This window comes from Pauljensenia sp. OF14-1SRA (genome assembly GCF_027694595.1).
Taxonomy (GTDB): domain Bacteria; phylum Actinomycetota; class Actinomycetes; order Actinomycetales; family Actinomycetaceae; genus Pauljensenia; species Pauljensenia turicensis_B.
Window position 1 is genome coordinate 77,796 of the sequence record NZ_JAQEVQ010000003.1, and the last position, 20,237, is coordinate 98,032.

20 protein-coding genes are annotated in these 20,237 nt (G+C 57.8%); 6 read left to right on the forward strand and 14 right to left on the reverse strand.

Translation table 11 applies throughout. The features are described from left to right. Positions 1–4: 4 nt before the first annotated feature. Together dapC and fdxA are read right to left on the reverse strand one after the other, a co-directional pair. Positions 5–1,147 carry a succinyldiaminopimelate transaminase gene (gene dapC, locus PG731_RS02865; protein ID WP_270772021.1) on the reverse strand — a complete coding sequence of 381 codons (1,143 nt, stop codon included), beginning with the start codon at positions 1,145–1,147 and terminating at the stop codon, positions 5–7. A 17-nt stretch (positions 1,148–1,164) separates the two neighbouring features. Next, positions 1,165–1,488 carry a ferredoxin gene (gene fdxA / locus PG731_RS02870; protein WP_006681386.1) on the reverse strand — a complete coding sequence of 108 codons (324 nt, stop codon included), beginning with the start codon at positions 1,486–1,488 and terminating at the stop codon, positions 1,165–1,167. Positions 1,489–1,542: 54 nt separating this feature from the next. On the opposite strand from fdxA, the gene PG731_RS02875 reads away from it, so the two are divergent. Then, the gene (locus tag PG731_RS02875; protein WP_270772022.1) at positions 1,543–1,920 is read left to right on the forward strand and encodes a putative acetyltransferase; all 378 of its coding nucleotides are present in this window, start codon (positions 1,543–1,545) and stop codon (positions 1,918–1,920) included. Positions 1,921–1,966: 46 nt separating this feature from the next. Here the strand turns inward: PG731_RS02875 and typA are convergent, their stop codons facing one another. After that, positions 1,967–3,886, reverse strand: a complete 1,920-nt coding sequence (typA, locus tag PG731_RS02880; RefSeq protein WP_270772024.1) for a translational GTPase TypA — start codon at positions 3,884–3,886, stop codon at positions 1,967–1,969. Then, positions 3,870–4,058, reverse strand: coding sequence for a hypothetical protein (locus PG731_RS02885; RefSeq protein WP_270772027.1), 189 nt, complete (start codon positions 4,056–4,058; stop codon positions 3,870–3,872). Before PG731_RS02885 ends, typA begins: the two co-directional genes overlap by 17 nt. 125 nt (positions 4,059–4,183) lie before the next feature. On the opposite strand from PG731_RS02885, the gene PG731_RS02890 reads away from it, so the two are divergent. Beyond that, the gene (locus tag PG731_RS02890) at positions 4,184–4,762 is read left to right on the forward strand and encodes a 1-acyl-sn-glycerol-3-phosphate acyltransferase (RefSeq protein WP_270772028.1); all 579 of its coding nucleotides are present in this window, start codon (positions 4,184–4,186) and stop codon (positions 4,760–4,762) included. Between the two features lie 71 nt (positions 4,763–4,833). Here PG731_RS02890 and PG731_RS02895 read toward each other — a convergent pair whose 3' ends face one another. Both PG731_RS02895 and PG731_RS02900 read right to left on the reverse strand, forming a co-directional pair. Further along, complete coding sequence (locus tag PG731_RS02895) at positions 4,834–4,977, reverse strand: hypothetical protein (RefSeq protein WP_270772030.1); 144 nt, start codon at positions 4,975–4,977, stop codon at positions 4,834–4,836. A gap of 457 nt (positions 4,978–5,434) precedes the next feature. Next, positions 5,435–5,764, reverse strand: a complete 330-nt coding sequence (locus PG731_RS02900) for an XRE family transcriptional regulator (RefSeq protein WP_101627554.1) — start codon at positions 5,762–5,764, stop codon at positions 5,435–5,437. Positions 5,765–6,230: 466 nt separating this feature from the next. Here PG731_RS02900 and PG731_RS09155 point away from each other — a divergent pair, with 466 nt between their 5' ends. Then, on the forward strand, positions 6,231–6,638 hold the full coding sequence (locus PG731_RS09155) for a type IIL restriction-modification enzyme MmeI (RefSeq protein WP_425319843.1): 408 nt from the start codon (positions 6,231–6,233) through the stop codon (positions 6,636–6,638). Between the two features lie 70 nt (positions 6,639–6,708). Here PG731_RS09155 and erm read toward each other — a convergent pair whose 3' ends face one another. Next, entirely contained in the window at positions 6,709–7,563 is an 855-nt protein-coding gene (gene erm, locus PG731_RS02905; protein WP_016456425.1) for a 23S ribosomal RNA methyltransferase Erm, read from the reverse strand. A gap of 1,458 nt (positions 7,564–9,021) precedes the next feature. On the opposite strand from erm, the gene PG731_RS02910 reads away from it, so the two are divergent. From PG731_RS02910 to PG731_RS02920, 3 genes are all read left to right on the forward strand, one after another. Further along, entirely contained in the window at positions 9,022–9,330 is a 309-nt protein-coding gene (locus tag PG731_RS02910) for a helix-turn-helix domain-containing protein (RefSeq protein WP_270772053.1), read from the forward strand. Between the two features lie 171 nt (positions 9,331–9,501). Beyond that, on the forward strand, positions 9,502–9,831 hold the full coding sequence (locus PG731_RS02915) for a hypothetical protein (RefSeq protein ID WP_095545702.1): 330 nt from the start codon (positions 9,502–9,504) through the stop codon (positions 9,829–9,831). A gap of 1,538 nt (positions 9,832–11,369) precedes the next feature. Then, complete coding sequence (locus tag PG731_RS02920) at positions 11,370–12,668, forward strand: hypothetical protein (protein ID WP_270772056.1); 1,299 nt, start codon at positions 11,370–11,372, stop codon at positions 12,666–12,668. 569 nt (positions 12,669–13,237) lie between these two features. Here the strand turns inward: PG731_RS02920 and PG731_RS02925 are convergent. The 7 genes from PG731_RS02925 to PG731_RS02955 all read right to left on the reverse strand — a co-directional run bounded on the left by PG731_RS02925 (position 13,238) and on the right by PG731_RS02955 (position 20,218). Then, positions 13,238–13,663: a single-stranded DNA-binding protein gene (locus PG731_RS02925; protein ID WP_016456430.1), complete on the reverse strand. Its 426-nt coding sequence runs from the start codon at positions 13,661–13,663 to the stop codon at positions 13,238–13,240. An 89-nt stretch (positions 13,664–13,752) separates the two neighbouring features. Beyond that, complete coding sequence (locus PG731_RS02930) at positions 13,753–13,896, reverse strand: hypothetical protein (RefSeq protein ID WP_016456431.1); 144 nt, start codon at positions 13,894–13,896, stop codon at positions 13,753–13,755. A 159-nt stretch (positions 13,897–14,055) separates the two neighbouring features. Continuing rightward, positions 14,056–15,078 carry a DUF4192 domain-containing protein gene (locus PG731_RS02935; RefSeq protein ID WP_270772067.1) on the reverse strand — a complete coding sequence of 341 codons (1,023 nt, stop codon included), beginning with the start codon at positions 15,076–15,078 and terminating at the stop codon, positions 14,056–14,058. 170 nt (positions 15,079–15,248) lie between these two features. Further along, positions 15,249–15,431 (reverse strand): helix-turn-helix domain-containing protein, encoded by a 183-nt coding sequence (locus PG731_RS02940; protein WP_022865466.1) that lies wholly within the window; start codon positions 15,429–15,431, stop codon positions 15,249–15,251. 92 nt (positions 15,432–15,523) lie between these two features. Further along, entirely contained in the window at positions 15,524–16,504 is a 981-nt protein-coding gene (locus PG731_RS02945) for a restriction endonuclease subunit S (protein WP_022865465.1), read from the reverse strand. Further along, positions 16,501–18,357: an HsdM family class I SAM-dependent methyltransferase gene (locus tag PG731_RS02950; protein WP_024058955.1), complete on the reverse strand. Its 1,857-nt coding sequence runs from the start codon at positions 18,355–18,357 to the stop codon at positions 16,501–16,503. The genes PG731_RS02945 and PG731_RS02950 overlap by 4 nt, the downstream gene beginning before the upstream one ends. A 349-nt stretch (positions 18,358–18,706) precedes the next feature. Next, entirely contained in the window at positions 18,707–20,218 is a 1,512-nt protein-coding gene (locus PG731_RS02955; RefSeq protein ID WP_058237073.1) for a recombinase family protein, read from the reverse strand. Between the last annotated feature and the right edge of the window lie 19 nt (positions 20,219–20,237).

Sequence of the window (20,237 nt, forward strand, 5' to 3'; positions counted from 1 at the left end):
CCCTTTACACAAGGAAAGTAACGCACATTTCAAGGCGCTGCGAGGCAGCCTCGATACGCTCATCACTTGCCGTCAGAGCCACTCGCACGCGCCCCTTTGCAGCCTCCCCATAGAAATCGCCGGGGGCAACCAGAATTCCCAGTTTCGCGAACGCGTCAACCAACGCCCACGAATCCTGCGTGTGCGGATGGGCGAGCCAGAGATAGAGTCCGGCAACAGAGTTCTCATCATTCACGAGGCCGGCTTTAGCGCACGCTTGGACCAGCCTGTTACGTCGTCGTTCGTACACAGCACGCTGAGCCTCGACATGCGCCTCGTTGCGAAGAGCGATTGCCATCACATGCTGAACGGGAGCAGGAACCATCAGACCAGAGTGCTTACGAACATTGATAATCGGAACAAGCAGATCCGGATCCCCGTAAATCAAAGCACCGCGGTAACCGGCACAATTTGACTGCTTCGACAGCGAGTACAGAACCAACAAGCCACTAGGGTCATCGCCACAGACCTCGCGATCAAGAAGAGAAGGAATTCCTTCTAAAGTCCACGGCTCTTCCCAGGGCAGAGCCGCATAGCATTCGTCGGACACGACAACGGCATCGTGCTCGCGCGCCCACTGACGAACGGCACGAAGTTCGTCGACTGACAGGACATGACCATCCGGGTTTCCAGGAGAATTGAGGAAAACAAGAACGGCATCCGGCCACGTATCCGGCTTCCTAGGATCAACTGGAACGGGAGTTGCTCCGCCAAGACGCGCGCCAATGTCATAGGTCGGATAAGCAACCTCTGGGACAAGCACCATATCTCCCGGGCCAACTCCCAGCAAACGCGGAATCCAGGCAACCGCTTCCTTCGAACCGATGGTGGGAATAACACCGGACAAGCCAACGTCCACCATATTGCGACGTTGCCCCCATGCGAGGATCGCTTCGCGCACTTCCTGAGTGCCAATGACCGTCGGATAACCGTGGGCATCCGACGCTACCGAAAGTGCGTCGCGGATAAAATCCGGAGTCGAATCGACGGGGGTTCCCACCGAAAGATCGCAGATCCCATCTGGATGCGACGAAGCAAGCGCCTTCGCGGGAGCAAGCTGATCCCACGGAAATTCAGGAAGATTTAAAGAACGAGGCAAGCGGGTCATATAGACACGTTAGCGACTCAGTCCTGATTTTGCGGAGGAAGTCCAGCAATCATCGAATCGTCGAAGTCCTGGACACCGGTCTTCTGCGCACCACCAGGGGAACCAAGATCCTTGAAGAAGTCAGCGTTTGCACGGTAGTAATCCGACCATTCCTCGGGCAGATCGTCCTCGTAGAAAATTGCCTCGGTCGGACACACCGGCTCGCACGCACCACAGTCCACGCATTCTTCGGGGTGAATGTAGAGAGTACGCGCACCTTCGTAGATGCAATCAACCGGGCACTCATCAACGCAAGCGCGATCCTTCACGTCAACACAGGGCTGTGCGATGACGTAGGTCATGGCAACTCCTCATTGGAATCGATAGGGAAGCTTCTGCCCTCTATTATCTCCCCTATGAGTCAAAGTGCCCCACTTGAAAGCGCCAATGCACATAATCCCGCCAAAGACAAGGCCTCGTCCCCCACGAGCGAGACCAACGCGAAGGCGCGATTTTCCAAAGACCCACGGGGCGCAATTCCTGCCAACATAACCGAAGGCGCGAATCTGCCACCACTCCCATGGCTCGCATGGATGCCCGGCGAACGCGTTGTTGTCCGCTACCGTTTAGCCGATGGACTCCATGACGCTCTTGGCACCCTCAAAACAACGTCCCGCGACTACGTCGAGATTGAAACCCGACGTGGACTGGTCCGAGTCGATGCCGAAACCATGGTCACGGGTAAAAGAGTTCCGCCCCCACCAGTCTTCGGATCGTTTCAGAAGGAAAACTGACGGGGACGGAATCTATAGCTGAGCTAGTGAAGCGTGGGCGTGCCACTCACTTCGCTGCGCGACGCTCACGTGCCGCGATCTTGAAACGTTCCTGTGCATCCAAGACGACCTTGCGGACGCGAACCGCTTCAGGCGTGACCTCGACGCATTCGTCGCTAGCCGCGAATTCAAGCGACTCTTCAAGAGTCAACTTGCGCGACGGAGTCAGCGATTCGTACACATCAGCGGTAGCTGAACGCGTGTTCGTCTGCTTCTTCTCACGGCAGATGTTGACGTCCATATCTTCGCCACGCGGGTTTTCACCAACAACCTGGCCTTCGTAAACCTCGGAAGAAGGCTCAACGATGAAGGAACCGCGTTCCTGCAGGTTCGTCATCGCATACGGAGTTGCCTGGCCCGCACGGTCAGCAACCAGCGAGCCGGTCAGACGCTGCTCGATGGCACCCTGCCACGGGGCGTAGCCGTCAGCGATCGACGATGCGATACCGGTACCGCGCGTTTCAGTGAGGAAGCGGGTGCGGAAGCCGATCAGACCGCGCGCCGGAACAACAAACTCCAGGCGGATCCAGCCCGAGCCGTGGTTCGACATGGTTTCCATGCGACCCTTACGAGCTGCCATCAGCTGTGTAACGGAGCCGAGGTACTCTTCGGGAATGTCGATGGTCATACGTTCCATCGGCTCGCTGCGAACACCTTCAATGTCCTTCGTGACAACCTGAGGCTTACCGACGGTCAGTTCGAAGCCTTCGCGACGCATCTGCTCGACCAAGATGGCAAGAGCCAGCTCCCCGCGCCCCTGAACCTCCCACGCATCGGGACGCTCGGTTGGCAGAACCTTCAGGGACACGTTACCCACCAGCTCGCGGTCAAGACGATCCTTGACCTGACGTGCGGTGACCTTCGCGCCCTTGACACGACCAGCCATCGGCGAAGTGTTGATACCGATCGTCATCGAGATCGCCGGATCATCAACGGTGATCAACGGCAGAGGACGAGGATCTTCAAGGTCGACCAGCGATTCGCCGATCATGATGTCTTCAATACCAGCAACAGCGACGATGTCGCCGGGGCCAGCAGTCTCAGCAGAAACGCGCTCCAGGCCTTCAGTGCGTAGCAGTTCGGTGATACGCACGGAACGAATGGTGCCGTCATGGCGGGCAAGACCCACATTCGCACCCTTGGTCAGCGTGCCATTGTGGATACGAAGCAGAGCAAGACGACCCAGGAACGGCGATGCGTCAAGGTTCGTCACGTGTGCCTGAAGCGGAACGTCCTCTTCGTATTCCGGGCCGGGGATACGGTTCAGAATCGTTTCAAACAGGGGCTCGAGATCCTCGGTCGGAAGCTGACCGTCACCGGGGTTTTCCAGCGAGCACACGCCAGCCTTGGCGGACGCGTAAATAACGGGCACATCGAGCAGAGAATCAACATCGGTTTCAATACCGTCATTCAGCAGATCTTCACCCAGCGACAGTAGAAGGTCGGTCGTTTCAGAAACAACCTCTTCGATACGCGAGTCCGGGCGGTCAACCTTATTCACAACGACAACAACCGGGAGCTGTGCCTGCAGAGCCTTACGTAGAACAAAGCGAGTCTGAGGAAGCGGCCCCTCGGAAGCATCGACCATCAGGACAACACCGTCAACCATGGACAGACCACGTTCAACCTCACCACCGAAGTCAGCGTGACCGGGGGTATCAATAACGTTAATGGTGACGCCGTCTTTAAGACCGAGCTTCTGAGCGGCTGGACCACGGTAGTGGACAGCCGTGTTCTTCGCGAGGATCGTAATGCCCTTTTCGCGTTCAAGATCGCCCGAGTCCATGACGCGCTCGCCCGTCTTCTCGACGGTGTCACGGTCAGAAAAAGCGCCGGACTGCCAGAGCATCGCGTCGACCAGGGTTGTCTTACCGTGGTCAACGTGCGCCACGATTGCGACATTACGCAGGTCAGAGCGGGTTGGCATAGATGAACTCCTCAACAACAAATTGGCCAGCAACACCTGAATCAGTCAGTGCGAACATGGCCGGTGGATACGCATTCGACCCACAAAAATAGCTGAAACCAGAATATCGGCTGAACGCTGACATTCCCCTACCCATACCTGCGACGTTCACCACGTCATGTGGGACGCTCATGCACGCTCGCGAGCCGTCGTACTACCGTTATAGACAGGAAGTACGACCGCATGATGCGCCTCGTCGCCCATCATTGTCGAACACCACCCAACCACCCCGAAGCACCCACCACCGAGAGGGACACCGTGCGAATACGCCCGCTCATCGCCCGCACGTACATGAAGTTCTCGCGTTGGACTCTGTCCGCCGAACCACTGCCTGAAAAAGTCATGGTCATCGGCGCACCTCACACGTCCAACTGGGATGGCGTTTTCATGGCGCTCGCATTCTGGTCGATTAACCGCGAGTTCACGTTCCTCGTCAAAGACTCCGTGGTGAAGGTCCCCATATTCGGTAGGTTCGTCACGTGGATCGGCGGACGTGCGATCGATCGCAGCGGTGCACACGGCGTCGTTGGGCAGATTGTGGAGCAGTCGAACGCCGTAGATGAGTTCACCATCGTGCTCACCCCGAAGGGTACGAGGTCCCCGCGCGACTACTGGAAGTCAGGTTTCTACCGCATTGCGACGGGCGCTCACCTGCCTGTTCAGCTCGGGTTTGTCGATAAGAAGACAATGACTTTCGGATGGGGTCATAACATCACCCTGACCGGCGACGTGCGCGCTGACATGGAGGCCATCCGCGAGTTCTACGCTGACAAGGTGGGCGTGAACCCCGAAATGGTGTCGGTTCCGCGCCTGCGCGCTGAGGACGAAGAGGCCTAACCCCCTGGTTTTTACGGGCAGAACGCCGGATTGTGTGGCCTCGTCCCCTATTTGGCGTTGAGAGAAGTCGCTCACGCGGGACCGCGAGGCAACGTCGGTGCTAGGGCTGGCGGACCTACAGTGAACTGGCCAGCCACTGAACTCAGGACTACCCCAGCGAGTTCATCATCGACCTCGCCGATCGACATCCCCGGACCATCACTGCGCTTCTCCAAGGATTTTTCTTCAAACGATCCGTGCACAAAGCCTGTATTCTTCTGGTCTTCAGAACTGAGGGACGCACGGGTGGGACATCTTGAACCAGTTGCGGATCAAATCCCCAGCGTTCATATCTCATGTGGTATGACCACCACCTAAAAACTGATAACGAAACGGGATCATCGAGCTCGGTCGCCACACCGCCAGAGGGTTCCGGAACTTCGAGCACTACCGTCTCCGAATGCTCCTCATCATCGGCGGACTCGACACTTCACCCCACACTTAACTCTGAAGAGCCTCTTAACCGGAGAGAATCAGCGAATACCGTCCTTGCTGAGGAGAACAGTCCATATGCCCATTCCGCCGTATCCCGACGAATCACATAATTCACCTGACAATGAGCAGCTGAATCAACCGCCGATGCAGAGGCAGGGCCAGCAACCGCTGATTTCAGAAGTAGCCGAAGAGCGTTCCCTAGTCGATGACGAGGGAACGCTCTTCGCTTACAACGAGCACCTCGGCCCCCTTGAGGGCCTCACCGAGAACATCGTTGACCGCCCACTCAAGAGAGTCCAGGGCGTCTTCTCCCCCGCTGATGGCCTCAGCCTCGCAGTCGTTGACCCGGATGAGCGCAGCCCCGCCGATTGGCACAACACCCTCGGCATCAGAACCGTGCTCTTCAACAATGCGCGCCCACGCGGAGTCCAGCGCTTTCGGCGTTATGACACGCACCCGGACTCGGTATGCCAGGTCTTGGGTTGTGTGTCGATCAAACCAGTCATCAGACACTTTCCACATCGTCATGCTTCAAGTATCAGACCGAGCAGCAGAAAACTGCAATGGGTAGGGCACCCCGCTCAACGTTGAAGCGGAGGTCAACCACGTTTCGCACGAGACGAACGTCACAGCCTCTATTCTACTTCTTTGATGTAAGCCCCGTTCGGAACTTGGCCAGAGGTTCAGACGTTGAACCTGAACTCCACGGAGTGTCGTCGATAAATAACTATTCGATGCGCAAAGTACAACGAAATACCGCTAGAAACAGACAACATATGGGGGTGCACAGAAACACATATAGGTTCTGCGGAAAACCTATAGGGTGCGTCGCTAAAAACCGCTGTGCGCGAAAAACATAAAGGGTTTACGGACCCGGTCCCAGACCCCTCAATACTCTGAGCCGGAAGAATGGAAAGTGGAAGGTTGATGTATCCCCACTATTTATTTTTTCCGTTTTTCGGAGTACATCGGGAGTTACAACTGCGGACCAGCTCTGTGTGAACTAGATGAGAAGGCGCAGCAGCGAATCATCGACGCTGGACAGTTGGTGCTGCGGGCACGCGAGCGGCACCCCCAGCGGTCACTCGCGGAGCACTACAACCCGTTATCGATGGACCCAATTCTGCTCAAGGCTCACAACAACTTGGACCGGGAAGTCGATAAGGCTTTCGATGTGGCACGCAAACTCACCAACGAGCGCCAGCGCCAGGAGCTACTGTTCGCCAGCTACGGGGAGTTGGCGAGGGGCTATGTCTCCTCGCTTTCATCAAAATCGAAACCACCAGCAGGGTCGTTCCCCGTGCGGGTGATTTTGATCGGTCCCGCTGCTGGGTGTAGAACCCTGTCGCTGGCAACGCCGGGAACTATGACTGTGCCCGACGAGAACACGTCACTGCCATAACGCGGCTCACGGTAGACGAACATGGGTCGTTCACTACTACTGGTGGATTTCGGTTTTGGTGGTGGGGGGATTACCGCCGCCGGCCTCGATTTTTCCGTTGAGGAGGGCGTTGACTACTTCCCGATTGTGAAATGGGCCGATGGCGCGGTGAAGAGGAACCAGTCACCTGGAAGAGATCGATCCAGTCGCTGGTGTGCAATCTGGGAGGTAGGGTTGCGGGGTCGATTCCTCGCGAGCGCAACCATGATTGTGTCTCTGAACGTGATGAAAACAACCCTGCCCTTCGGAGAATTTCCCCTATCCCGCGTCCCCGGGCGGTGAAAACGGTGTGCACCATCGCCTGAAAGGCTTTGCGTTGCTCTATCGGGATCTTCGGGTCACCCACCCGGCGGATCACTAAGATCCCCCCGTCAACGTTTGGCTGTGGCCGGAAAGCAGACCTTGGTACTCGGGAACCAAGGTGAAACGTGAACCATGGGGACCACTGAGCTGTCATCATCGTGCTTGCACCTACCCCGGCCCGGCGGCGAGCGACTTCCCACTGCATGAGGAGTACAGCGGCAGTCCATGCCGGCGCATGCAACAACTTTCGAAGAATGGCAGTGGTGAGGTGAAAGGGAATGTTTCCCACAATGACGCAGGGAGTGGCGGGTAACGGGAAGTTGAGGAAATCATCATGGACCACTTCGACCGACGCCGAGGCGGTCTTTTTTGTGAGTTTGGCAGCTAGTTTTGCGTCTACCTCAACTGCCGTTATTGCCCTCCCCAAGTGGGATATCGGGTGAGTGAGGGCACCGCTTCCTGGCCCGATCTCAATGATGGGGCCGGAGGTTTGTTTTACAAGATCGACGATGGAGTTGATGATCTTGTGGTCTGTGAGAAAATTTTGGCCATGTTCGTGACGGCCGTATCCGTATGTAGACATCAGGTGTGCTCCGTGGAGTTGAAACGGAGCCGGGCATGGCAAATGGCCGCCCGGCTAAAGGACCGGAGCGGTTTCTAACCTGCGGGAGGGAGAAAACCGCCTTAGCGGCTGGTGAGCGGCCGCATGAAAACGGAACCTGAAATCAACATGGGCCTATCGTATCCAATTAATTTCGCAGGGTCCAATACGGTGAGAAAGAAGACAACCGCACCGCAACAGTGCAAGACCTCTCTGGATTGGAATTTAATTGAACATGGGTTTGGGGTACGACGCGCCCTACTCGGAGTGGCACGGACACTACGGCTGCGCGCCCACACACAACAGTAAAGAGCTCGGCAATGCACAGACACGTAACGAGAGCGCCACAACTGTATGTACGTTTAAGTTACAGCATCGACACTGACGCTCCACATGGAGGGACGGCCGCAGCCCTGCAGCAAGCACACGGCAGGGTGTCTACTTCGGGCGACGTGAAATTACGCAGAAAAATACGAAACACATCACCGCAGGTCACGGTAGGTATTTGCGGGTCATTTCGTAATCTCGTAAACGAAAAGAACAAAACTACGAAACACAAAAACATACGTTGAGCAGCGTAAATGGTTTTCGTTTCGTAATTTTTCCACTTTTTGAAGAAAATCTAAATAAGAAGAGACACCTTGATTGCGATTGTGTCCCGTGTCACATAGCTGCAACCCCTGCAGCGTGCCCTCAACGAGGACGCTCTGTGTCGTAGACATGTGCCTGCAATGCGTGTCTGTGTCTCTCTCTTAAAAGGTTTGGGTCGAAATACCGCAAAATTACGAAACACCGCCGAAATGTGACGTGTCTATGCAGGTCACAGCGTTATCGCGTGTTTCGTAATTTGGTTTTTCGATTTTCGTAGTTCTACGAAACCGCAGGTAGAGCGTTTCGTAATTTTTTCGTATTTTGATCGGCAAATTACGAAACGACACCAAAACTACGAAACGAGCACACTACAGACGTGTCACAGGTCACAAAAAGGCGCGCCCCTTGCGTATCACCGTGACGCCACGCAACAACACCCCGGCCGTGCCACGTGACGCGTAGAGACGTTCTCGGTTCTATTTGTAAAGTTCAGGTCTCAGGCTATTGTGCGCGACGCATAAGTTCCGTACGATGGCCCCTAGACCGTATGTGGCGTTTTAATTCGTTTCTGGTCTAGCCAGCCGCATACGGGGGATAACCCCGAGGATAATTCATAAAGAGATAGCCTCTCGACCGTGATAGGCGCGGTTCCTCCGACGAGATAGATCGGTTGGCAACGGCATTGCCAACCACAAAAGCGGTCAGGTAGGGAGTGAGCGCTCCCGTAAAGCAATGGGACGGCAGACCACCGTTCTAGCGAGTTGAGCACGGCACTCCGAGCCGCCTGAATAGCAAGCCGGTAAAGCACCCCGCTCCGGGACAGATCAATCTGCCCAGGAGCGTTTTTCTATGTCCGAAAAGGACACGACTACCGCTGTCGCGCCACGCTTTTACACGCTGCAAGAACTCACCGATCTCGGTGTCGGCTCTGAGTCCACGTTGCGAAAAGCTATCAAAGAGGGCCGTCTTTCATTCCACCGTTTCGGCACCGCCTATCGCATTCGCCAAGACGATCTCGATGCCTACCTCGCGGCCGCACGCCGCCCTGCCCCGCAGTTATTCGACGGCTTCGTCGATGCCGTCGTGGATGCAGCGCCCCAGCTCACCGACGAGCAGCGCCAGCAGCTCGTCACGGTGCTGGGCGGTGTGAAGCACTAGTGCGGACAAACCCACCTACGACGAGATCCCGCCGCTTAGCTCAGCTAGTCAGGCTGGGTCTTGAACTGAGTGCGAGGGCTGATGGGTGATGGCCGTGCTACTACACACGCGCGCTCCACCGTCGTGCCCCGAGTCCAAATAAACAGTTCATTCAACCAAGGAGAACAAACCATGTCTTTCAGAGACGATTACGCAGCAGCGCTGCGCGATGAGCAGCAAGCAAAAGATACCGTGAACGAGGCGCGCCGTGCACACAAAGCGACAAAGGAGCGCCTTGCGCAGTTGCGCAAGTATGCCGAAGAGTTCGAGGTGAATCTCGACGGTGACAAGTCCGCCAGCACCGAAGGGGACGGTGACAAGTCCGCCAGCACCGAAGGGGACGGTGACAAGTCCGCCAGCACCGAAGGGGACAGCGATACACCTGAGAACGGTGACGGCGACACGCCTGAGAGCACCGAGGGCAGTAAGCCGAAGCGGCATCTAGAAGTTGTACCCGACTAACCCTTTAGCCGTACACGCAATCACCTCATGTGTGTACGGCCACGCGGCGTGACGACGTACAGCCGTCACGTTTGATGTCGCCACACACCCCGCTCGCAAGGGCGGGGTTTTCGCGTGTGTGCGGGTGGCTGCGGCACCGCTACACGTGACACTGTCACGATGCTTGCGCCGGTGTCGGCGACGGGGCATATACACGTCTGCCCCGTCGCCTGGATCATCCGCCACATGGCTGGCGGTATGTCGCGCTGCTGTCATGCGCGGTCCCGGCCGGCATAGTCTCGTGTGGACGTCAGATATGCCGAAGACGGGGCTGTGGGCGCAGAAAAAGCAGCAGCGCGGACAAAGCAGATTTCAGCAACAGTCATGTTGCTGAAGTTGTAACCGCGACGGCAGATGATATGCGGCGCATGCCGCATCATGCCGCGTCGGTAGAAACGCCAATATCCATCTCGGCAGGCTTGCCGTGATGGAGCGTTTCGTGATGACCCAACCACGACACATCGATGCTGGCATATCCGAATGTATATCGACAAGATATATCGGATTGCCGGCAGTGTCGTAATGCGAAGCATGGGTCATCACACAAGGTGCAGCGCCAGCTGCACTATTGGGCACCTTGACCGGAGCGCAGCGGAGGGAAAGGTAGACCCAGCCAGACCGAGCGAGCGAGGTCTGAGTCTGGGGCTATGAGGGGCGGCGCGCCAGCGCCGGGCACCGGGTTATGCGAGCGCCAGCGAGTAGTAATACCCGGTGCAGTGCCTCGGCTATGCCGAGCGCCGGAGCGCAGCGGAGGCGTCGCACCCCCTTATGCCCTTTTCCCCCTTCTACCCCTATAACGACAAATATATAGGGGTTTTGACACAGAAGGGGGCTGCGACCTGCGTGTTTCGGGTCTTTATGCGGTCTTTGACCCTTACCCGAAACGGCCCGTTGATGCGCGAAGCGCACATGGTGCCTACGCAAAACCTGCAGGTCGCCACGCTGTGCGCACCACATGCGGCTACGTCCGTTGTATGTCGGTCTTAAAGTAAGGGCCGATGACGGGTGGAAACGCCGCTTGCGGCGTCTTCCCGCGTCATCGAGACACCTGCAGCGAGCTTGCGAGTGTAAGGTGTCTAACCGCACGGCAAGACCGACATCGTTAACGTGGTGCGCACAGCCACACCCTGCACAGTGATACCGCCGTCAGGCGGTCATTGCAGGGTGTTCCAAATCCCGCAGCGAGCCATCCGCCGCCAGGCGGTGTTGATGCTGCTGCGGGTGTTGAGACACGGGTCGAATAACACACTCCATATCGGCCCGTGCTACAAGCACACTATCGGTACAGATGCATCACGCTCGCGGCGGCCATATGCGCGACAGCGCATGTAACGGACATCGCCAGCGACGTGTGTTTCGCAGAGCGTGAGCGCTGCGGCAGATCCAGCGGCAGCTGTTGATGCAAACTCTTAAGCGCCGCGACTCGATTGGTTCATCTTTGTTGCAGCGGCTGTACGGCCCTGTGGCGGCCGTAGACGCCTCGGATGGACGGAGTGCGCGTGCAGAAGAACAGTTTCGAGACGTCGCTGTTCGTCGTGTATCTGCCGAAGTCGATGTGCAAGGAGATCCCCGACTACTACACCAGTGAGGTGGACGGGCGCGAAGTGAAACGTCCGCGCTATGTCGCCCGCGACTACGAAGAAGCAAAGAAGTACCCCGAAGAGTCAATGCGTTGGCTCGCCGAGAACTTCATTCCCGGCGGTATCGACGCAGTCGCCGGCGGGAACATGAACTTCGACGAATCAACGCCACACATCCAGTTCCAGGCGGATACGTTCTCACCGAAGCCCGAAGATCCCGACAAGCTCCGTTGCCGCCCCGGCATCGCGTACAACACTGACACCTCAGTGCGGTACACATCCGGCCCGAAGAAGGGCAAGCAGATCTCGGGTAACCAGAAGTTCATCGATGCACAGCGAGGGCTTCGTGAACACATGCACTCGTTGGGTTATCCGGTCGAGCTGGAAGTCTCTGAACGACACGACGAGTCGCTGAACCTCGACCGCTACACCGAGCAGCAAGATCGGGAGCGTGATCTCGCGAACCGAGAGAACGAAGTGGAACTCAAGCACCGTTCGGTACAGCGAGACATGGACGCGACTGAGCGTGACCGCGAGCAGGCGGCAGAAGAACTTGAACAGGCCCAAGAAGCCAACGAGAAAGCGCAAAGTGTGCTGCAGCACGCCGAAGAACAGGCCCGCGCTGTTGCTGAGCGCGTACTTCGTGAATCACGCGAGAAAGCCGAGCAGGACGCCGAACAGACCATGGGCCTGGCCGAAGCGCAAGCAGACGAGCTGCTCGAACGAGCCGAAGAGACTGCGCGGGCCAAGGCGGGCGATATTACAGCCGCAGCTCGCAGCGAAGCAGAGACGATCACTCGCAAGACCGACGAGGCCCGTAAGCAGGCTGAGCGCGACGCCGAGACGATCCGCAGCAAAGCACGAGATGAGGCCACGAGCATCCGCGACGAGGCCACACGCGACGCTGCAGTAACGCGCAAGGATGCCCGCGATGAGGCTGATCAGATCCGCCGCAACGCGCACACGGACGCCGAAGATGAAGCCGCCATCATCATCGAAGAAGCGGTGAAGTCAGGACAACAGTTGGAGCACTTGGATAAGAAGTTCCTGGTGCAAGAACTGCATCGCAGCCCAGAGTTGCTTGAGCGTTACACGCTGTTCAGGCAGTCGCAGACCTCAGGCAAGAAGGGCGGGGCGCAGCAGCGTGCACGCGAGCGCATCGAGAAGCGCCGCCAGCAGCAACAGCAGCGTGATCGTGATGGCGGTATGGAGTTGTAGCACTGCTCTCCCCTGCCCTGTACGGCCTTCTGCGGGCCTAACAGGGGGCCGTCGGCGTCGTAGGTCATTGGCGGCGGGTAAACGGCTGATATTCAGCGAAAATCGAAGAAATCTCGGCTAGGCGGGGCCGGTGTCACTACGTTGCGCAGTGAATTGGCCTGTTGAGTGGCGGAGATAGTGCGCAGCACGTCGGTGTGTACGACGGGGCATGTGCTGCGCAGAAGAGATGTCCGTAGAAGGGCCGACAGAATGTCGTTGTCATTCTGTTGCGTAGTAAAGGTGTCAATAGGATGACAAACCACTTCACTGCCCAATTCACATGTCATTAAAGTGACAGGGCATTTGATTGCGCAGTAAACGTGTCGATGAAATGGGTGCCCAATACACAGTGCAACCTACGTGTTAATGAAATGTCACAGACACTACATAGTGCAGTGAGTTGCGCAGCAGAAACGCCAGTAAAAGCACCGCACCACTGCACCGTAAAACTGCACAAGTGATTCGCAGCAAATTGGCGTGTGAAATGGTTGAAAAAATAACCCCGCAGGTTTCCCTGCGGGGTTTCGTAGTTAGAACGGTACTTCTTCGCCCTCAGCGCCAGCCAGGGCGGCGGTCGCCGCCTCGCCTCCGCGACGGGCAGCGCGAGCAGCGGACTCCTTCTTGGAATCGATCAGCTGCACCGTGTCGATGCGCGCCACCAGCGGGTACTGCTTCACACCGTCCTTGTCGGTGTAGACGTCGGTCTTGAGCGAGTAGCTCACCGCAACGCGATCGCCGGAGCCGATGCAGCCGAACACACCGGGGTTCGCGGCGTCCTGGACGTAGCCGGTCAGCTCCACGATCTCGCTTTCCACCTTGCCGGTGGACTTGTTCTTGAAGGTGTTGCGCGCATAGACGCTGAGCTTCACCGTCGCGCCGCCGTTTGCGTGCTCGAACAGCTTGGGTGCGCGAGCTGCGTTGCCGACGATGGTGCCGTTGTTGAAGGGGTTGGACATGATGGTTCTCCTTACGTGAGTGGGTGTGATTTGCCGTGCAATTTGGGTACTTAAGCAGCGGCTTTGCCGCTGCGGGGGTTGAGCTGTCGTTACAGCACTGCCCAGGGCAGCGGTGTGCCTGCCGCCTCTAGGTCGCGCAGTTCTTGTGCTGCGCCCGGATCGGCGTCCTCGCCGTCGATGCCGTCGGCGAGCTGGTAGAGCAGTTCCAGGTCGGTGTGGGTGATGTCGCGCATCAGGTGCCTCCTTGTTCGGATGGATGGTCAATCCGTCTGTTGGAGACAGCTCTGCTGTCTAGGGGGTTCTCCCCCGCCCCGCTAGGTGTGCATCTCTGCTGGCCACGGCCCCGCGAGAAAAAGAAACCCCGTTGCATCGCTGCAACGGGGTGTGTGGTGTTACTCGGTGAACAAGATCGTGCGGGTCTTCTCAGCGCCCTCACGAACGAGTTCGACCATCCGCTCGCCCTGGCCAATGTCGGTCAGCTTGGCCACCAGAGACGGGAAATTCTCGTCTGGTCCGATCTCGGTGGCTCGCTGCGCAGCCACGCCAGCTAGTCCCGGCTGGCCTGTGGCGTGAGCGAGCACGGCAACAGTGGCGGTGAGCTGCGCCCGCATCCCCGGCCAGCTGGTCGGGACAGCGCGCATAACCTGCTCTATGAACGCAAGGCCAGCCTGCGGCTCATCGAGCAGCGCTGCGAGCAGCGTGTCTCGCAAGCGCGGCGTGGTGAAGCATTTCAGCGCAGACCGAACAGCACGAGTGCTCGGCTGGGTGATCCCTGCCGCCGCCTGCTCGTATTCACGCTGCAGCACGTCCGCGAACATGGGCGGGATATACGCCAGCGCGTCTTCGATGATGTCGGCGTGCTCGGCAGCGTCGATGCCGTGATCGGTGCTGTTCAACCGTGCTTCGATGTCGTCTTTGCTCGGCTCCGGCAGCTCTCCGGTGTGCTCTAGCATCTGCTGAAGCGCCGCCGATGCGGCGACCTCGCCGACAACGCCGTGGCGTGGCTCGTCGATGAGCGGATGCTGGTACACAGACCACCACGCGGCCCCGGTGACGATTTCGGGCACCTGCACCACCCCGAGCAGCGGCGGTAGGTGCACTGCCCCGCTGGTGAGGTACGTGGCCGTCTCGTCGAAGACCGGTTGCGCAATGTCATCGCTGATCATGTACGCGATAACAGCGTCGAGTTCGAGGTGGTGGACCCACGCTGCGAACCGCTCGCGGCTCTCGGTGAGCTTCTCCACGGCCTCGTCCAGGTCGAACCGTGCGACCGGGCCGAGGCGGACGGTGTCGACACCCTCGTCGTCGACGAAGAACGCGAGGATCAGCGAGTTGTTCGGGTAGAAGCCGAGGATGCCGGGGAGGTTCGCGAGGATCTCACCGTGGGATGCAAGCGTGTGGGAATGAGTGGACATGGCAGTGCTCCTTTGCACGAATACGGGGTGTATGTGGTCAATCCCGAATTCGGCCCGGCTCTGCCGGTCGCAGGCGTATCCCAGCAGTACAGTGCCTTTGTGCGCCGGGCGTCGCTAGCGCAGCCTGGTGCCTTCTCGCCGGGTGCGAGCGCTAGCGACGCAGCCTGTGCTTAGGCGTCGGCTTCGATGCGCTTGAGAGCGCGATAGATCGTCGGCCGCGAGACGTTGAATGTCCTGGCTACTGCACTGACGGACTTGCCGCCCTCAATAAGCTCCTTGGCGATCTGGGCTTGTTCTTGGTCGAGCTTCGGTTTGGGGCCGGCGACCCTGCCCTGGGCGCGGGCGTGCGCCACGCCCTCACGGGTGCGCTGGACAAGAAGGTCACGCTGAGTGTCGAGCTACTGTCTCTGCTTGGAGGTTGGAACGTAGGCGTAACCGATGAGCGTTAGACACCCACCTCACCAGTGATCGCGGCAGAAAACGGTAATCCTTGCATAAAGCCTTCCATGTAATCCCAGTCAGGCTTCCCGGTTGGTGCAGCTGGCAACCGAAGTGTCATCTTCCTCATTCGAGCCAAATTCCACTTATACCCATACGTGAATCGGTCTTTCTCGTGACGAATCATGGTTGAGATGAACAGCATTGCCCAGTAGGACACTTCTTGTTTAGGGATTAACACCTGAATGTCGTCTGAGGCGAAGTACGGTTGATCCTGGTAGAAGGAATAACCAACCGATCCGTTGTAGGGAACTGTGATGGTCCCTGCGGGGAAGAGTGGTTCAAGCGCGCTCCAATCGGTAATCCCATTGTTACTGTCCGAAGCACCTATGAAACGTGTTGTTCCCGGTTGCCTATTTGCTTTGGTGACTCGCTTACCCTTCTTGATCTCAAATAGCTGTTCTATCGGGAAATCGCACCAGCCACTGGGGTCGGTCAAAGCCACGGGATCGCCTGTAGCTGCCCGAAGCCCCTCATGAGTCGGAACCTCACTAATTTCGACCCAATCGGGTATCTCGGTGGGAACCTCAATAGTCGCTAGAGTGCGGTTTGCTTCCCTTCCGAAAGCGCTATAACGAAAGGCGTTCTTGCGAATACACATCGCGTAGAAGAGACGCTCGTTGAGACTCATGGTGTCTCGCTTTGGACGAAGGACTGCCACGTTCTGAGCTGTATAGAACGGGCGCTGCTGAACATAGGAAGACAGCAGTCGCGACCCTCCGAGGGCAACTGTGATTAAACCTGTGGGATAAGGGGTCAGGTCAGGTAGTGCCTCGACGTACCCGGAGACACCTGATTTTCCGTTCAGGCCACCCACTCGTCCTACAAATGCGATGCCTGTCCGTGGATCGGTTGGTGTCATCTTGTTCATGTCGAGTTTGTTTCCGTACTCAACATGAAATAGGTCACCTAAAGGTTGGCGAGTCACGCGTCCCCGCCTTCTTCGATATCGACCCCGCGCAAGGTGAACAGTGCGTAGTCGAGAAGGACCTTCTCGAAGTCCGACTGGGTAAGAGTCGAGTAGTCCGTTTCCATGTAAGCTTCCGCGACCCATTCATCCTCGGCATCCACCTTTTGCATGACAGATTCACCAGGCTTGACTTCTCGATTACGGAACATCTCAACCCAGTGGTCGCGTATCTCTGGCCAGGTTCCATTTCGATCGACGCGGCCGAGATTCTTAATTTTGACGAACCCGTCTTCGCGCCAATAACCAAACCAGCTTTTCCGGTCAGATCTTTCATGTGGAATGTGTGCAGTAAACACCATCACACAAGTGACGACACCAACCGGGTAAAAGACTTCCGGTGGCATTGACATGACTGCTTCCAGTGTGTGGTTCTTCAGGAGGCTGCGCTTGCGGATGCTAGGCGCAGTTGCGCACGAGATAGGGACAATGGCAATACCGATCGCCCCGGGAGTGAGACAATCAAGCATGTGTTCCACGAATCGCAGCTCGTGCAGGTCTTCCTTAGTTTTGGCGTAAGGCGGGTTAATCAAACCAACTGTCGCTTTGTGGGACTTGACGCCTTTGGTGATGGCGGTGTCAAAACAAGACCCTTGGTAGAGGTTGGCCTTCCCGTCACCGCGCAGGATCATGTTTGAAGCCGCTAGGGCGTACATGCTCGGGTTTTGTTCGACGCCGATCAGTTGGTTTTTCTTGATCGACTCAATCTCGTCTTGCGTGATCGCAGTACGGACCATCTGGTTCATTGCCGAGATTAGGAAGCCTCCAGTACCAGCGCAGGTGTCAAGCACGATGCTGTCCTTATCGACGTTGGCAAGCAGGCTAAACAGCTCAGTGATGTGCTTCGGCGTGAGTACAATCCCCAACCCTTTGCCGTCACCGCCTGTGTACTTCAGGAACTCACCGTAGAAAGCTCCCACAACGTCGAAGTCGTGATAAACGGTGATAAAGGGCAGCACCTTCTCCGCAAGCAGGGTCACGATTTCGTGTAACAAGCCCTGCGGATAGGCTTTGGTAGCTTTACCCAGCTCTGGGTGCACTTGGATGCCAGTAAACGGCTGGGTCATGTTCGTTATCTTGGCGAACGGGATTTGCGCAGACCCGATGACTTTCTGGATCGTTTGCATCCAGAAGTCGGGCAAGTCTTTCGCACCATATGCTTCGTAGGTCTTTGCAAAGACAGGGTCGTTGAGCGCGATTAGGCTACCCGCGACGGCGAGAGGCTTCTCTTTCTCTTCTAGCTCCGCTTCATCCCTCATGAAAGCGTGCATTTCCTGAGAGAACGAAATGAGGTCTTTTGTTCGCTTTGCCTGAACAGAAGGATCGAACGATGCGGCGGTAATGAGGTCATCAAGGCTGACAAGTTCGGTAATCGCTGCACCGCTCGGGGCCTTAAGCGGGCGTGCTTCCTTCTCTCCTTTGGTGGTGACAAAGAAGGACCATTCACTATGTGCAGGCGTGCCCGAGACTGCAATCGAGATCACGGTGTATTTGTGTGTCAGAAAACTTGCGTAGTGCAGAACACCGTCAACCGCGAAGTCTTTAGGGCGATCACGATTTTCCGACTCGTGCCAACGTGTCTCTGCCTTGCACTCGATAACCACGATCATGTCGGGGGTGTCGGGGGCAGTGATGATGAACTCCGGGAAACCACCACCGCCGCCGCCAGTTTTCGACGCCTTCGACAAAGACTTGCGAACCAGCTCAATGGCGGATTGCTGCTTCTCAACGATGATCTTCTCTGCATCCTCGTAATATCCGAGGTTGCGGAGCTTTTCATCGACTAAGTCTTCTGTAATCCGCTCGTTTGCCATGCGGGCACTCCCTATCCAAGTCTGGCCGATCCTCCACATCTCGCCCCTGAGATGTAACGATGTACACATGGCAGGATGCGAAGCCGCCCGGGATCGTTGCGTGAAACGCGGCGTGTAACAAAAACGCAAATTACCGCTACCGTACAACCCGGGTTCTTGCTTTCGGCGCTCGACATGCGGGGTGGAAACAGTCGTGTAATACTTTCCCCGAACGCCACGGTTGAGCAGTGTCACCCCCGATACACGAAGGCAGATCTCCCCCGAACTGCCGGCTCCGTGGCGTTCCTTCGTAGGAGCGTCGCGCGTCGCAGCACATGCGCGCGATTGTTGACGTGTCACACACTGCAACCTAGTTCCACACGATCTGGACTGATTCGGGGTTAAAGGTCTTGCTTCCGCGCACGCCACGGCGCAGGCGCACCTGGCACAGGGTGTTGATGACACGGCGCTGCACGGCAAGCTCTGCGTTGTCGAAGGCGTCCACGGGCGAGGCGTAGCCGGTTGTGTCGAGCAGCGCCGATGCGCCAGCAAGGCGGGCACGGCGCGTTTCGAGTTTCTCGATCTGCGGCTCATAACGGTTTCGCGCGCGCTTGAGGTCACGGGCCTCGATAAGCTCCTCGTCGTAGTCAGCCTGGACGCGGGCGAGCTTTGCGCGAAGCTCAGCGAGTTCGTCGTCGATGGCGTCGACCTCGTCGTCATCCGCAGTCGGCAACAGGTCTGCTAGGTCGTCACGACCAAGGCGGGCGCGGATCACGGCGAGCACAAAATCATCGACGCTATGCGTGCGCACTAAGCCACAGGCGGCGCAGCGGTAGCGGTCGGCATGCGTGCGCACGGGATTGCCACACTCGTCGCAGACATACAGACCCGAGCCAAGATGGCGGCGAGTATTACGCCGCTCCTTGTTGGTCAGCCGGTCGGGATCATCGAGCACGTTCTGCACGCGCCACCACAGATCGGGTGTGACGATCGGCTCCCACTGCCCTTTCACCGGCTCGCCGGTATCGGGGTCGCGGACGATATGCGTGACACGGCGGTATTTGTTCTTCACGCCTTTGCGCTTGGCCTTCTTATAAGTGGAGTAACCCGCATACACGGGGTTGCGCAGGATCGAGTGCAACGACGTGTAGGCCCACGGCTGCGCGTCGGGAACCGGCTTTTCTTCCTGGCCTTCAGCGCGGCGTCGAGCGTTGCGCTCTGTGACCACGGTGTACATATGGCGCGGCGTGGTCGGGATATCCGGCAAGCCCGGTTGATCGACCCCAGATAAGGCGCGCGCAATGTCGCGCATGGAGTTGCCCCTCTCGACAGCGCGGAACATACCGAGCACGGCGGCGGCTTCGGATGGAATGATCTCGCCGGTGGAGGTGTAGCCGATAGGGCGCACACCGCCGGAGTACCAGCGGCCCTGCTCGGCGCGTTGCTGTTGCGCACGAGACTGGCGCATGCTCTTTCGCTCGATCTCGCCGCGTGCCACGGCTGCTTTGATGCGCGCGTACATTCTGCCGCCGTCGGTGGCAAGGTCAGCATCACCGTTCGCAGTGACGAGTTTCAGCCCCTGCTCCTCTGCCCTGTCGATCCACTCTTCGAGCTGCCAGGGCTGCCGTGTGAGGCGGTCGAGGTCCCAGCAAATGATCGCGTCGATCTCGCCGCGCTCAAAGGACGCCACCATCGCGTCGTAGTCGGGGCGGTCCACGTCCTTCTTCGACGCGGAGATCGACTGATCGACGTAGGTATGCACGACGTCCCAGCCGCGTTGCTCGGCAAGGGCTTCGCAGTCCTGGCGCTGCCGGTCGATGGCGAGGCCGTCCATGGCAGCATCGAGCGAGATACGGAGGTAAATAGCAGCACGTGTTGTCATGCCGCTAACACTAGCGCGC

Excerpts from the sequence above, each read along its gene's own strand:
- dapC (WP_270772021.1), bottom strand. The coding sequence starts at position 1,147 with ATGACCCGCTTGCCTCGTTCTTTAAATCTTCCTGAATTTCCGTGGGAT.
- fdxA (WP_006681386.1), bottom strand. The coding sequence starts at position 1,488 with ATGACCTACGTCATCGCACAGCCCTGTGTTGACGTGAAGGATCGCGCT.
- PG731_RS02875 (WP_270772022.1), top strand. The coding sequence starts at position 1,543 with ATGAGTCAAAGTGCCCCACTTGAAAGCGCCAATGCACATAATCCCGCC.
- typA (WP_270772024.1), bottom strand. The coding sequence starts at position 3,886 with ATGCCAACCCGCTCTGACCTGCGTAATGTCGCAATCGTGGCGCACGTT.
- PG731_RS02885 (WP_270772027.1), bottom strand. The coding sequence starts at position 4,058 with ATGAGCGTCCCACATGACGTGGTGAACGTCGCAGGTATGGGTAGGGGA.
- PG731_RS02900 (WP_101627554.1), bottom strand. The coding sequence starts at position 5,764 with ATGACGATGTGGAAAGTGTCTGATGACTGGTTTGATCGACACACAACC.
- erm (WP_016456425.1), bottom strand. The coding sequence starts at position 7,563 with ATGTCTACATACGGATACGGCCGTCACGAACATGGCCAAAATTTTCTC.
- PG731_RS02910 (WP_270772053.1), top strand. The coding sequence starts at position 9,022 with ATGTCCGAAAAGGACACGACTACCGCTGTCGCGCCACGCTTTTACACG.
- PG731_RS02915 (WP_095545702.1), top strand. The coding sequence starts at position 9,502 with ATGTCTTTCAGAGACGATTACGCAGCAGCGCTGCGCGATGAGCAGCAA.
- PG731_RS02925 (WP_016456430.1), bottom strand. The coding sequence starts at position 13,663 with ATGTCCAACCCCTTCAACAACGGCACCATCGTCGGCAACGCAGCTCGC.
- PG731_RS02930 (WP_016456431.1), bottom strand. The coding sequence starts at position 13,896 with ATGCGCGACATCACCCACACCGACCTGGAACTGCTCTACCAGCTCGCC.
- PG731_RS02935 (WP_270772067.1), bottom strand. The coding sequence starts at position 15,078 with ATGTCCACTCATTCCCACACGCTTGCATCCCACGGTGAGATCCTCGCG.
- PG731_RS02950 (WP_024058955.1), bottom strand. The coding sequence starts at position 18,357 with ATGGCAAACGAGCGGATTACAGAAGACTTAGTCGATGAAAAGCTCCGC.
- PG731_RS02955 (WP_058237073.1), bottom strand. The coding sequence starts at position 20,218 with ATGACAACACGTGCTGCTATTTACCTCCGTATCTCGCTCGATGCTGCC.